This window comes from Gangjinia marincola (genome assembly GCF_039523415.1).
Classification (GTDB): Bacteria; Bacteroidota; Bacteroidia; order Flavobacteriales; family Flavobacteriaceae; genus Gangjinia; species Gangjinia marincola.
The window spans coordinates 636,888-650,446 of sequence record NZ_BAAAFG010000015.1 but is presented as its reverse complement, the minus strand read 5'-3'; the positions used below and the strand labels follow the sequence as shown (position 1 = coordinate 650,446).

The window sequence follows — 13,559 nt, the reverse complement described above, 5'->3', positions numbered from 1 at the left end:
TTGATTCTTACAAATATCGGAATTTTAACTGACTCTGATATATTCCATCAAAACCAATATCCCAAACTAAAGAACCACTCATTTTCACTGGTTTCTGGAGAGTAAGAATATGTGATATTAATCGGCCCCAGGAATGTCTCCAACCCATATCCTAATGCAAATCCTGTAAAATCTGGTAACGTGAGCCATTCACCATCTTCAAAAATATCATTTGCCACGTTGGCAATATTGTAACTTGCAATGAGATGGTTTTTAGGAAAAAGTTCAACATCAATCTCTCCCAAAGCCTTGATATAGCTATCTCCCTGAAGACTTAAAAAATCATACCCATAAAAAGGCACGTAATTATTTATCATCATACTGCCGTAACCTCCAAGCGCAAAATTTAAGGCAAGATTCTCATTACTCCCCAGCCTAAAACCAGCTTCAGTTGAAAGCCTTATAGCAACAGGATCCCAGGGATTAATCGCCATCCCCAATACTCCTTTAGCAATAGAAAAATCTTCAAACTCCAGTACCTCATCGGCTGAATTGAATGCGTAAAAATTATACTTCCCCTCGGCAAAAAAACCTTTATTTGGAAAATATTTATCGTCGTATGTATCCAACTTAACATATCCAAAAGCGCTGGTGAAGTTGTCTGTTTCTATCTCTGGCGAGGATTCGTCACTATCGGCAACTGTTTGTGTCTCCAAGGTTATATATTTTTGTTCAAGTCCTACACCAATTTTAAAGTCTTTTCTAAAAAGCGTTTCAGCATAAATTTGATTGGTGAAGTCAAACACGTCTAATTCAAATTCATTGATGAGCAATGAAGGTAAATCTTCCGCCTCACTTTGACTGAGTAAAAAGCCCGAATTTATATCCCTGTTAAACGTATTAATTCTTGACCGTGCCCCTATACTCCAGTAAATTCCTTTATCGATATAATATTCAAAATTGTATCGTAGATTATCCCCAACGATCATGTCTAACGAAGCGATATCATTGCCAAAAAGCAAACGCTTTTGTGTAATATTTACTAAAATCCCTGTTTGATATAAATCATCATAGTGCAACGATAAACGCAACAATGTACTGTTATTAGACTCGTCTACATTTATTCTTACATTATATCCATCTTCCCAAGGTTTTAATACGTAATCAATCCGATCAAAATTACCAGTTGCCGAAAGGTTATTTATTCCATAATTCAAGTCTTGAAACGCAATTTTCTCTTCATCTGGTATTTTCAAGCGACTTTTTATGTATCCTCTGGGGTAATTTCTATTTCCAGAAATAATAATATTCTTTATAATAATAGAATCCTTTAATCCAATGCGTTGGGGTATTCGTTGTTTAAATCCCTGCTTTATAGCAATTAATCGCAATTTATCGTACTTTTTCATTGCCGCATCTTCACCGCGCTTTACAATAGTTTCGCCTTCACCAAAAGAGAGCACGGTAAAATCTTTAATATCAGGATTGATATATACATCAGTTCGTTTGCTTTTATCCCTCATTTTATAGATACTCTCAAAATTATTTACCTGGTTTAAAATTTCAAACGCAGACTTTAGTTCATTTCTAGAAACCAAACTATCTTGTACATCAACTCCAATAATAATATCCATACCCTTGGCCTTTAATTCATCCAGGGGATAATTATTAGTAACTCCACCATCAGTAATAAGACGGTCGTCAATTAATACAGGATTGAATAAGGTAGGGATTGCACCGCTGGCCGAAATTGATTTGGATATTGATCCTTTCTCCAGGATAAGGGTTTCACCGGTTTCAACATCTGTCCCCACACAAAAAAACGGAATGGGAAGTTTACTAAAGTCTGAAACATCCTCAAGATGAGAAGTAAGTCGTTCTAAATAATTATATACATTTTGTCCTTTTGAGAGTCCTGAAGGCAAGCTCACTTCAAACTTGTCAAATGGTAAGGTTATCGCATATTTCTCGGCATCATCACGCTCATAAAAACTTTTAGCGCTTCGCGGAAGATCATCCTGGATGAGTTCATCAAAAGGTGTTTCTCTAAAAATTGAGTCCAATTGAGTTGCCGTGTATCCCGAAGCATACAAACCACCAATAATTGCGCCCATACTGGTGCCACCAATATAGTCTATGTGGACCCCTGACTCTTCAATGATTTTTAATGCTCCAATGTGGGCAAGACCTTTTGCTCCACCACCACTCAACACTAATCCTACTTTTGGCGTTTTTTTTACCCCAAGTGAATCTTGCTGACTAAAAGTAGCAAGTGAGCAAAAAAGTAAAACATAAGTTAAGAGGCGCATATATATTAATGATAGTGATTGTACACAATAGTTGCTTTAGCATTGCCAATAATTTCTGCTAATTTTTGTTTTTCAGTTTTTTTTATAGTGGCAACAGATCTAAAATGCTTCAGTAATTCTACCGCCGTTTTTTCCCCAACCCCCGGTATTTGCTCCAGCTCTGATCCTAACGCAGCTTTACTACGTTTGTTGCGGTGAAAGGTAATGCCAAAACGATGCGCTTCATTTCTCAATTGCTGGATGATCTTCAGACTTTCGCTGCGCTTATCCAGATAAATGGGAATTTTATCTCCCGGAAAATAGATTTCTTCCAACCGCTTAGCTATTCCTACAATGGCAATTTTTCCGCGTAAGCCTAAAATATCTAATGCCTTGACTGCACTAGAGAGCTGACCTTTTCCTCCATCGATCACAATGAGTTGTGGCAAAGGTTCATCTTCTTCTTTTAATCTGCGATATCTTCTATAGACCACTTCTTCCATTGAAGCAAAATCATCGGGACCTTCTACCGTTTTAATATTAAACTTGCGGTAATCTTTTTTGCTGGGTTTTCCGTTTTTAAATACGACACAAGCAGCAACCGGATTAGTCCCCTGTATATTCGAATTATCAAAACACTCAATGTGTCTGGGTTCCGCCGAAAGGCGTAAATCCTCTTTCATTTGGGCCATCACACGATTGGTATGTCGGTCTGGATCTACGATTTTCATTTGCTTAAACTTCTCCATGCGATATTCTTTCGCATTACGCAGAGATAAATCAACAATGGCTTTTTTATCGCCAAGTTTTGGAACTGTTACTTTAATCTCCTCTCCAACTTTTACTTTAAAAGGTACATAAATCTCTTTAGAAGTAGAATCAAATCGCTGACGTAATTCAATAATTGCTAATTCAAGTAATTCACGATCACTTTCATCCAGTTTTTTCTTAATTTCAATGGTGTGTGAACGTACAATAGCACCCTTATTGATTTTAAGGTAATTGATATAACCATAGCCCTCATCACTAGTGATGGAATACACATCTACATTCGTGATGGATGCGTGAATAACCGTAGACTTCGCTTGATATTTTTGAAGACGTTCCAACTTAGTTTTATAGCGTTGCGCTTCTTCAAACTCCATGTTCTCTGCATGCATTGCCATTTTTTGTTCAAAGAAATAAATAGAATCTTTGAAGTTTCCCTTTACAATTTGGCGGATGGCTTCGATGTTTTGCATATAGTCAGCCTCGGCTTGTTTATTCTCACAGGGACCGACGCAGTTACCTAAATGATATTCCAAACAAACTTTATATTTTCCTGCTTCGATTTTTTCCTTTGATAAATCGTAATTACAGGTGCGTAATGGATACAGTTCTTTTATTAATTCTAACAGAATTTTAATTGTGCGAACACTAGTATAAGGCCCGAAGTATTCACTACCGTCATTGATCTTTTTTCGGGTATAAAACACCCGGGGAAAACGTTCATTTTTGATGATAATCCAAGGATAGGTTTTATCATCTCTAAGCATCACATTAAATCTGGGTTGTCTGGTTTTGATTAGTGTATTTTCAAGCAACAGCGCATCGCTTTCTGTCTCTACCACAATGTGTTTGATATTGACAATCTTTTTCACCATGACACCAATGCGGTGACTAGTATGTGATTTCGTGAAATATGAAGAGACTCTTTTCTTTAAATTCTTGGCTTTGCCAACATATAATAAGCGCTCATCTTTATCGTAGTATTGATAAACCCCAGGAGTTTGGGGCAACGTTTTAATTTGTATGTCAAGATCTGTCTTAGGCATAGCTCAAAATTAATACTATTGTCATAGAGTATGCGACCTTAAACAATTTATTTACACGTTAACATGATTCACTTTGGCGTCACTTTTTTAGTACCTTGCATGTATAATATTCTCTCAATGAACATTGCCATCTTATCTCGTGGTGCAAATTTGTATTCTACACGTAGCTTAGTAAAAGCGGCGGAGCAAAGAAATCACAGCATTGAAGTTATCGATCCTACCTATTGCCAAATGCTCATTGAAGAGGGTAAACCAAAGGTGTTTTATTTTGAAGAAGAAGTGAATGATCTTCATGCAATTATCCCTAGAATTGGTGCCTCTAATACATTTCAAGGCTGCACCGTTACCCGGCACTTTGAAGCAATGAATGTGTTTGCTACTGTCACTTCTGAAGCTATTTTGCGCTCTAGAGACAAGTGGTCAAGTTTTCAAATTTTAGCCAATAAAGGAGTGGCTGTTCCTAAAACGGCGTTTGCCGACTTTAACTTTAACCTTGATCATATCTTATCTCAATTTGATCATGGACCACTTATCATTAAAGTGTTAGAAGGAACACATGGCAACGGGGTCATGCTGGCGCCAGATAAAAAAACAGCTCAAAGCATGCTTGAGGCTTTTGCCAGTCAAAAAATAAAGATTCTTATACAAGAATTCATAGCAGAGTCTAAAGGTGAAGACCTTCGTGCTATTGTGGTGGACGGGGTGGTTGTTGCAGCTATGAAACGTAAATCTGCCAATGGTGATTTTAGGTCAAACCTGCATCGTGGCGGCTCCAGCTTCAAAATCAATTTAAACTATCAGGAAGAAGCCCTGGCATTAAAAGCAGCCAAAGCGTTAAAACTGGGTGTATGCGGTGTGGATATGTTACGCTCTGACCAGGGTCCAATGGTGCTAGAAGTTAACTCTACCCCGGGTTTGGAGGGAATCGAAAAAACAACGGGCATTAATATTGCAAAAAGTATCATAGGCTATGCCGAAAGAAATAAAAAATAAACATCCACAGGATGTATTAAAAATTTTAGGGAAAGAAATTCTACCGGGCACTTCTGTTGAATTGGATTTTGAAGTAGCAAAACTACACACTACTACACCTATAGAAGTCCCTATAATCATAGAGCGATCCACAAAACCTGGCCCAGTGGTTTTATTCACTGCCGGTCTACATGGAGATGAGATAAACGGTGTTGAAATAGTTCGACAATTGATTGCAAAGAAAATTAATATACCGGTCTACGGAACCATTATCTGTATCCCGGTGCTCAATATTTTTGGCTTTTTACATAAGGATAGGGACTTTCCTGATGGAAGAGACTTAAATCGTGTTTTCCCCGGTTCGAAAACAGGTTCATTAGCGTCACGCGTAGCACACAAAATGATGACAGAAGTCATCCCCGCCGTTGATTATGTAATTGATTTCCATACCGGCGGATCTACTCGTTTCAACGCTGCTCATATTAGAATTACGCCCGATGATGAGCAATTAAAATCGCTGGCTGAAGTTTTTAATGCTCCATTCATTTTGTATTCACCCCATTTAAAAAAGACCTTTAGATCTGCTGTTCAGAAAAAAGGCGTGCCTATATTATTATTTGAAGGAGGTAAGTCATTTTTTATTAGCAACTCAATAAGTAATTCTGGTGTAAATGGCTCTAAGCGTATCCTCGATCATTTAGGTATGCTGAATAGAAATAAATTCAAGCTGTCCAGTCCAAAAAAACCTTCCATTCTAATCCAAGAGAGCAAGTGGATTAGAGCTGCACGCAGCGGAATGTTTAAACCTGCGATCAATGAGGGCGACCTGATCAAAAAAGGAGAGACCATTGGTCAAATTACCGATCCCTTTGGAAAATTACATTACAGCATAAAATCTACTGTAAATGGCTATGTAATCAATGTAAATGAATCTCCCTTAATTTACCAGGGTGATGCGCTCTTTCATGTGTCGACTGCGTTAGCGGAATAATATTATGCGTAAAAAATCTCAATTACGACAAAAATATACTGCACTACGCAATGCTCTTTCGCCTGAAAAAATCGAAGAGAAAAGCCTCCAAGTTTCGAATCGGTTGCTGGAGTTAGCTATTTGGGAATACGAATTTTATCATCTGTACCTATCGATTGCTCAAAAAAAAGAAGTAGATACAGAATTTATATTATCCATCCTCCAAGGCAAGGATAAGAATGTGGTTCTTCCCAAATCTAATATCGCAGATCATTCTCTAACACATTTTCTACTAACTGATGCGACCGTAATTAAGCCAAATGCCTGGAATATCCCAGAGCCTGTTAGCGGAGTTGAGCTTTCTCCTCAACAAATCGAGGTCGTTTTTGTTCCGCTGTTGGCGTTTGATCAACAAGGAAATCGGTTAGGCTACGGAAAGGGATTTTACGATAAATTTTTACGACAATGTCGACCGGAAACTTTAAAGATTGGATTATCCTTTTTTGAAGCAGAAGCGATTATCCCCATTGAAAAACATGATGTTAAATTAAATTATTGTGTGACGCCTGAAAGTATATACCAATTTAGTAGATAGTTGCGCTTCGACAGGCTCAGCGTGACAAATTCGTGAGTCGTGAGTCGTGAGTCGTGAGTCGTGAGTCGTGAGTCGTAAGTCGTGAGTCGTGAGTCGTGAGTCGTGAGTCGTGAGTCGTGAGTCGTGAGTCGTGAGTCGTGAGTCGTGAGTCGTGAGTCGTGAGTCGTGAGTCGTGAGTCGTGAGTAAGGAAGTATTCTCCAGCTGTTCTAATAACAATTCGCAGTCTATTTATCATCTCTTATCCATGTCTGATTTTAGAATTAAACGTAGATTAAAAAATGCAATTCTATCTAAGAACAGACTGATGAACCAACCAAGGACACTGAACCAAAAATTGTGGCTGTATACTGCTACTGAGTACTGTGACTGAAGACTAAAAAAACTGCGACTGCGACTGAAAACTGCAGACTAAAAATTGTCCTAATCCACTTGCGCCACGGGTTTCTCCTCTTTTGGAAAAACACGCTTATTAAAGAAAATCATAATTCCTACACCTACACACACCGCAGCATCTGCGATGTTGAAAATAGCATTGAAAAAAGTAAACGCCTTACCGCCGTAAAATGGTAACCACTCCGGCAAATACCCTTGCCAAATCGGGAAGTAAAGCATATCTACCACTTTACCATATAAGAATTGACCGTAGCCTCCACTCTCTGGCATAAACGTAGCCACTTGACCATAACTATCACTAAAAAGAACTCCGTAGAAAACAGAATCTATAATATTTCCTAAGGCGCCTGCAAATACTAAAGAAAGTGACACGATGAGTAGCTTAGGTTTGTGTTCTTTAATGGCGGTCCATAACCAGTAGCCTAAACCACCTATGGCCACTAATCTAAATAACGATAAAAATAACTTTCCATACTCTCCGGGGATCTCTGTGCCCCAGGCCATTCCTTCATTTTCTACAAAAAGCAGTTTAAACCAAGAAAATATTATGATCTCTTCTCCTAATTCAAAATTGAGTTTAAAATAAAGTTTAGAAACTTGATCAATGATCAATACAATGAAAATGATTAAGAGTGACTTTTTAGCATTCATAGTGTTTTCTTCTGCCTGCGAAAATAGTATTATTTCTCTACTTCTTGGTGATGAGAATATCGCCGTTTAATGAAATAAGATTCAGCCGGTGCTTACCTTTTAATTTTTCCTTGGGAAACATTGCCGTACCATTTTTAGATAGGGCAGTAACAGAGGTGTTATAAACTTCTACTGCGATGTTACCCTGAGTGGTTGAGATCACTCCGTTTCCCTTAAAATCCTTTAATACACAATTTCCATTTCGTAATACGGCTTCCAGATAATCAAAGCTGCCATCTGTTGTAAGTGAAGCCAAAGGTGATTCCAGTTGTACGCGCATTCTTCTCGGAACATATAAAGTGATTTCGAATGAAATCACTTTATGCGCGCTTAACTTATCGTATCCTCCCACCAACGACCGGTCAAAAGACGATGTGAGGTATAGTGTTTCATCGTTGGTTTCCTCCTCTAAAAAGACCTGTTGATAATATTCACCTTCAGCAATCGTCTCTATTTTAATCTCGTTTTTTCCATAAGAGATAATGGATATTTTAAAGACTTCTTCTGCCTTTAGAATAACAGAATCGATCTCTTTGGCATCGATACACTGTTCTGTTACCTTTTGCGCATATAGTTGCGTAGCAAAAAGCCCAACAAACATAATACCTAAAAAGGTAGATCGTTTCTTCATCACAGGAATAAAAAACGCCTCAATGTACATTGAAGCGTTTAAGTTAGGTTTGAGCAAAATTTATTTTTGCATATTTTTAGCTTCTATGCTCAAGGTGGCATGCGGGACTAATTTAAGACGCTCCTTATTAATCAATTTACCGGTCACACGGCAAATACCATAGGTTTTGTTCTCTATTCTAATCAAGGCATTCTTAAGATCCCGAATAAATTTCTCTTGACGAATTGCTAATTGAGAGTTTGCCTCTTTACTCATCACTGCACTCCCTTCATCAAATGCCTTGAATGTGGGTGAAGTATCGTCCGTACCATTATTACTGTCATTAGTATATGCATTACGATACAATTCTAACTGCTCCTGAGCTTTTTCAATCTTTGCTTGGATGAGCGTTTTAAATTCTTCCAGTTCGCTGTCGTTAAAACGATCTTTAGTTTCTGTCGCCATAATAGTTAATTTTTTTCAATCTGCAGTTGCGTCTCAATGTCGTCAAAGGCAATTTCTATTCCGTTTTCTACTTTTTCTTTAAAATTAAGTTCCTTTGTAAGTGTCTCTGTCTTAATGTAATCTAGATTTTCTTCTACAGCGGTCTTTATTTTTTGCTCTTCTTTAAGGCTTACATTAATCTTATCGGTAACCTCAAAACCAGAATCTTTTCGCAGGTTTTGTATACGATTGATTAATTCTCTTGCAATCCCTTCATTCTTAAGTTGATCATCTATCGTAACGTCTAATGCCACGGTTATCCCATTGCTGTTCGCCACTAACCAACCTTCAATATCCTGCGAAGTAATGATTACCTCATCGGCGCGCAAAATAATATTTTTTCCATGAATATCAATACCAATTTCACCCTTAGATTCAATCGTGTTAATATCATCTTGATCAAAGGCATTTATAGCGCTTGCAATGAGCTTCATATCTTTACCAAATCTGGGCCCCAAGGTTTTAAAATTCGGTTTGATTTGTTTTACTAAAATACCAGAAGCATCATCAATTAGTTCAATCTCTTTTACGTTTACTTCTGACGTGATTAAATCTTCAATTGCCCGAATTTCTTCACGATCAGCTTCAGTCAATACCGGGATCATTATGCGTTGTAACGGTTGTCGCACTTTAATCATTTCTTTCTTCCGAAGAGATAACACCAACGACGAAATGGTCTGCGCCTTTTGCATTTTTTGCTCTAATGCGGGATCGATAAGAGATTTATCACTCACTGGAAACAATGCCAAATGCACGCTTTCTTCATTTTCTTTTTTGGTTACCGCATTTAAATCTCTGTACAAACGCTCTGCAAAGAATGGTGCAACCGGCGCCATTAGTTTTGCCACGGTAATTAAACAGGTATATAAGGTTTGATAGGCAGAAATTTTATCCAAACCACTACCGTCTTGTGCTTGTTTCCAGAACCTTCTTCGGCTTAAGCGCACAAACCAGTTGCTTAAATTCTCTTGAACAAATTCTGAAATAGCGCGCGTTGCCTTAGTAGGCTCATAAGCCGCATAATATTCATCTACCCGTTGCACTAACGAGTTCAATTCACTCAAGATCCAACGGTCAATTTCTGGTCGTTTTTCATGAGTCACGTCATTTTCGGCATAAGTAAATTGATCCAGGTTAGCGTATAACGAAAAGAACGAATAGGTGTTGTAGAGCGTACCAAAGAATTTTCTGCGGACTTCTTCAATCCCGTCCAAATCAAATTTGAGATTATCCCATGGATTGGCATTACTTATCATGTACCAACGTGTAGCATCTGGCCCATAGGTATCTAATGTTTTAAATGGGTCGGCGGCGTTACCTAAACGCTTAGACATCTTTTGCCCGTTTTTATCCAGCACTAATCCGTTAGAAACTACATTTTTATACGCAACATCATCAAAGATCATGGTCGCGATGGCATGTAGGGTATAGAACCAACCTCTGGTTTGATCTACCCCCTCTGCAATAAAGTCGGCTTTTCGCCAGGTATCCTCAACCCGTTCCTCATTTTCAAAAGGATAATGAAATTGCGCATAGGGCATTGAACCAGAATCAAACCATACATCAATCAAATCTGCCTCACGCTTCATGGGTTGACCAGATGTTGACACTAGCGTAATCTCATCCACAATATTCTTATGCAGATCAACCAGATCATAATTCTCTTCACTCATGTTACCCACTTCAAACCCTTTAAACAAATCTGAGCTCATCACCCCTGCCTGCACGGCCTTAGCGATTTCTTCCTTAAGCTCTGCAATGGAACCAATAATAAGTTCTTCTTTTCCATCTTCTGTTCTCCAAATAGGTAACGGAATCCCCCAGAAACGGCTTCTAGATAAATTCCAGTCGTTGGCATTGGCCAACCAGTTTCCAAAACGCCCCTCACCGGTTGAAGCCGGTTTCCAATTGATCTTTTGGTTGAGTTCATGCATGCGATCTTTAAACTCTGTCACCTTAATGAACCACGAATCCAACGGGTAATACAATACCGGTTTATCTGTTCTCCAACAATGGGGATAGCTGTGCACGTATTTCTCTACTTTGAACGCACGATTTTCAGTCTTAAGATGGATGGCTATCTCGACATCAGTAGATTTTTCTGGTGCTTCAGTTTCAGGGTAATATTCATTCTTGACGTACTTACCTCCAAATGGACCTACCTCTGGTCTAAATCGACCTTGCAAATCAACTAGCGGGACAAGATTATCATGATCATCTTTGATGAGAAGTGGCGGAACCTCTGGTGAAGCTTCTTTGGCCACCTTAGCATCATCTGCTCCAAAGGTGGGAGCAGTATGTACGATCCCTGTACCATCTTCGGTCGTGACGAAATCCCCTGCGATGACTCTAAAGGCGTTTTCTGCATGGTCATGAGGTTGTACATAAGGTAGTAATTGTTCGTAGCGGGCTTCGACTAAATCGCTTCCTTTAACCTCGGCTTCGTGAAAGTAAGGAATGGTTTTATCCCCTTCCGCGAAAGCGGTCAATTCTTCTTTTGTTTTAACTTCAACGTACTTTTTACCAAACTGCTTTTGAACCAAATCCCTGGCTAAAATCACTGCCATAGGTTTAAAAGTGTATTGGTTAAAGGTTGAAATTAATGCGTAATCAATTTTTTTACCTACGGTGAGTGCAGTGTTAGACGGTAAAGTCCATGGCGTGGTGGTCCAGGCCAAGAAGAACACATCACCTTCAACCTGTTGAAACGTCTGTGGTAAAGTCGATTTATCCGCCTTAAATTGGGCGGTGACTGTAGTATCTGTCACATCGCGGTAACTCCCGGGTTGGTTGAGCTCATGAGAACTTAGACCCGTTCCCGCTTTTGGTGAGTACGGCTGAATGGTATAGCCTTTATAAAGCAAATCTTTATCGTAAATCTGTTTGAGCAACCACCACACCGTCTCCATGTACTTGGATTTATAAGTGATGTATGGATCGCTCATATCTACCCAATATCCCATTTTTTTGGTGAGGTCATTCCAAATATCGGTGTAGCGCATCACCGCTTTTTTACACGCTTCGTTGTACTCTGCTACGCTAATTTTTGTACCGATGTCTTCTTTGGTAATGCCCAATTCTTTCTCTACGCCTAATTCTACCGGCAGGCCGTGGGTATCCCAACCTGCTTTGCGTTTAACCTGAAAACCTTTTTGAGTCTTATAACGACAAAAAATATCTTTAATGGCGCGTGCCATGACGTGATGAATCCCGGGAAGTCCATTTGCAGAAGGTGGTCCCTCAAAGAAAATAAATGGCTCTGCTCCTTCTCTGGTAGAAACACTTTTTTCAAAAATATCCTTTTCGTCCCAATACGATAATATTTCTTGAGCTACAAGAGGAAGGTCTAACTGCTTATATTCTGTGAAAGTAGCACTCATTTTCGGGTCAAATTTAAGGATGCAAAAGTACGGAATTTAAGCTGAAATTTTCTTTACTAATTATTCTATATTTGAAATTCAAATTATTAAAAATTCTAATGCTGAAAATCATCCTAAGACTTCTCTTTATAAGTCCTGTATTTGTTTTTTCTCAATCAGCTAAACAAAAATATGTTGATGTTTATCTCAAATCATATCCAGAAGTTATATTACCCGCAGGTTATCAATACTATGAAGTCGACGTAAGTTTAAGTGCAGTTCCCAGCAAACTCTATGTAAACAATGAGTTTCAGAAAGATCTTACGCTTTACAGCTACGGAGAGTTTCTAAAGAAAGAGGACATATTGACTAATGCCGCAATGCTCAATCATTTTACCTACTCCAAAACTTCGACCAAAAAAGATAAAATGATGATACATATTAATATCGATAATTTACGCGTCGATGTCAACGTCAAAGATACAGAAGCCGAAGTAGAACGCCCTTATAATGCTACTCTCCATTATTCGTTAGACTATAATTATACCATATTAAATTCAGTTTCAAGGGACACTGTTGCGACCTTTACGGGACAGACTAGAAGCGATTATCGGGATTCAAAATTCTTAAATAATTTCAAAAGTGTTGAAGAAGCTCAAGAATACAGTAAAAAAAACATAATAAGTTCACTCATAGGAAATGAATTTATTTACTCAATGAGGAAGCTGCCCGGTTATATTCTGAAAGAAAAATTAGAAGGAGAAGTTTTACCAGGGGCAAAAAAATACTATAGTGTTTCAAAAACAAAAAAGTATGATTGGGCTAAACGAATAACAGAATTAGTTGAAACAACAATTTCTCAATTGAAATTAAACAAAGAGAATCGTCAAAATTTATTCAGTACAACCTATGAGAATTTATTTCTTAAGACAAAGTCTGAATTAAAAAGCAAAAAATCAATCGGTTTTAAAATCACAAATGATACGCTAGGAAATTCGTATTTTACAAAAATTAGGAAGCCCCTTACAAACTTAATTGAAAAACTAGCTACGATTTCTAAAAATTTAGATGAAAATAATAAAGGTGAGAAGAAAGGATTGTGGGTTTGTTATATGAATATGTCCAGTTCTTACTTAAATCTAAGAGATTTTGAAAAAGCAATTGAATTTACTGAAAAAGCAAAAGAAATAGACTATAAGAATTATGACGCTGAGAAGCTCTTAAAAAAAATAAAGAATTACGAATCGGATTTTATAAACTTCAAAAATCGGCTAGATAAAATTGAATCGGCAAATCACTATAATTTTATTTTAGAGAGCTAAATAAAATGACCTTAGCTCCTAAGAAAATATAGCATTATGTATCTTTACCGCACTTAAATTTA

11 protein-coding genes are annotated in these 13,559 nt (G+C 38.0%); 4 read left to right on the top strand and 7 right to left on the bottom strand.

The features are described 5' to 3' along the window. Positions 1-47 precede the first annotated feature (47 nt). The gene (locus ABD000_RS10740) at positions 48-2,288 is read right to left on the bottom strand and encodes a patatin-like phospholipase family protein (protein WP_343767218.1); all 2,241 of its coding nucleotides are present in this window, start codon (positions 2,286-2,288) and stop codon (positions 48-50) included. A gap of 5 nt (positions 2,289-2,293) precedes the next feature. Further along, on the bottom strand, positions 2,294-4,081 hold the full coding sequence (uvrC, locus tag ABD000_RS10735; RefSeq protein ID WP_343767216.1) for an excinuclease ABC subunit UvrC: 1,788 nt from the start codon (positions 4,079-4,081) through the stop codon (positions 2,294-2,296). Positions 4,082-4,198: 117 nt separating this feature from the next. Here uvrC and ABD000_RS10730 point away from each other — a divergent pair, with 117 nt between their 5' ends. From ABD000_RS10730 to ABD000_RS10720, 3 genes are read left to right on the top strand one after another with little or no spacing between them, the layout of a single operon-like run. Next, positions 4,199-5,074: a RimK family alpha-L-glutamate ligase gene (locus ABD000_RS10730; protein WP_343767214.1), complete on the top strand. Its 876-nt coding sequence runs from the start codon at positions 4,199-4,201 to the stop codon at positions 5,072-5,074. Beyond that, positions 5,052-6,044 carry a succinylglutamate desuccinylase/aspartoacylase family protein gene (locus tag ABD000_RS10725; RefSeq protein ID WP_343767212.1) on the top strand — a complete coding sequence of 331 codons (993 nt, stop codon included), beginning with the start codon at positions 5,052-5,054 and terminating at the stop codon, positions 6,042-6,044. Before ABD000_RS10730 ends, ABD000_RS10725 begins: the two co-directional genes overlap by 23 nt. Positions 6,045-6,048: 4 nt before the next feature. Beyond that, positions 6,049-6,618 carry a 5-formyltetrahydrofolate cyclo-ligase gene (locus ABD000_RS10720; RefSeq protein ID WP_343767210.1) on the top strand — a complete coding sequence of 190 codons (570 nt, stop codon included), beginning with the start codon at positions 6,049-6,051 and terminating at the stop codon, positions 6,616-6,618. 16 nt (positions 6,619-6,634) lie between these two features. On the opposite strand, the gene ABD000_RS10715 is transcribed toward ABD000_RS10720, so the two are convergent. From ABD000_RS10715 to ileS, 5 genes are all read right to left on the bottom strand, one after another. Next, positions 6,635-6,835, bottom strand: coding sequence for a hypothetical protein (locus tag ABD000_RS10715; RefSeq protein WP_343767207.1), 201 nt, complete (start codon positions 6,833-6,835; stop codon positions 6,635-6,637). 204 nt (positions 6,836-7,039) lie between these two features. Further along, complete coding sequence (locus ABD000_RS10710) at positions 7,040-7,663, bottom strand: lipoprotein signal peptidase (RefSeq protein WP_343767203.1); 624 nt, start codon at positions 7,661-7,663, stop codon at positions 7,040-7,042. Between the two features lie 37 nt (positions 7,664-7,700). Then, positions 7,701-8,390: a hypothetical protein gene (locus ABD000_RS10705; protein ID WP_343767198.1), complete on the bottom strand. Its 690-nt coding sequence runs from the start codon at positions 8,388-8,390 to the stop codon at positions 7,701-7,703. A 3-nt stretch (positions 8,391-8,393) separates the two neighbouring features. Next, positions 8,394-8,777, bottom strand: a complete 384-nt coding sequence (locus ABD000_RS10700) for a TraR/DksA family transcriptional regulator (RefSeq protein ID WP_343767195.1) — start codon at positions 8,775-8,777, stop codon at positions 8,394-8,396. A gap of 5 nt (positions 8,778-8,782) precedes the next feature. Further along, positions 8,783-12,196 carry an isoleucine--tRNA ligase gene (gene ileS, locus ABD000_RS10695; RefSeq protein ID WP_343767192.1) on the bottom strand — a complete coding sequence of 1,138 codons (3,414 nt, stop codon included), beginning with the start codon at positions 12,194-12,196 and terminating at the stop codon, positions 8,783-8,785. 98 nt (positions 12,197-12,294) lie between these two features. On the opposite strand from ileS, the gene ABD000_RS10690 reads away from it, so the two are divergent. After that, positions 12,295-13,497, top strand: coding sequence for a hypothetical protein (locus tag ABD000_RS10690; RefSeq protein WP_343767189.1), 1,203 nt, complete (start codon positions 12,295-12,297; stop codon positions 13,495-13,497). The last annotated feature ends 62 nt before the right edge of the window (positions 13,498-13,559 follow it).

Bases quoted from the DNA above. Each gene is read 5' to 3' on its own strand.
- ABD000_RS10710 (WP_343767203.1), bottom strand. From the start codon at position 7,663: ATGAATGCTAAAAAGTCACTCTTAATCATTTTCATTGTATTGATCATT.
- ABD000_RS10720 (WP_343767210.1), top strand. From the start codon at position 6,049: ATGCGTAAAAAATCTCAATTACGACAAAAATATACTGCACTACGCAAT.
- ABD000_RS10730 (WP_343767214.1), top strand. From the start codon at position 4,199: ATGAACATTGCCATCTTATCTCGTGGTGCAAATTTGTATTCTACACGT.
- ABD000_RS10690 (WP_343767189.1), top strand. From the start codon at position 12,295: ATGCTGAAAATCATCCTAAGACTTCTCTTTATAAGTCCTGTATTTGTT.
- ABD000_RS10700 (WP_343767195.1), bottom strand. From the start codon at position 8,777: ATGGCGACAGAAACTAAAGATCGTTTTAACGACAGCGAACTGGAAGAA.
- uvrC (WP_343767216.1), bottom strand. From the start codon at position 4,081: ATGCCTAAGACAGATCTTGACATACAAATTAAAACGTTGCCCCAAACT.
- ABD000_RS10740 (WP_343767218.1), bottom strand. From the start codon at position 2,288: ATGCGCCTCTTAACTTATGTTTTACTTTTTTGCTCACTTGCTACTTTT.
- ABD000_RS10725 (WP_343767212.1), top strand. From the start codon at position 5,052: ATGCCGAAAGAAATAAAAAATAAACATCCACAGGATGTATTAAAAATT.
- ileS (WP_343767192.1), bottom strand. From the start codon at position 12,196: ATGAGTGCTACTTTCACAGAATATAAGCAGTTAGACCTTCCTCTTGTA.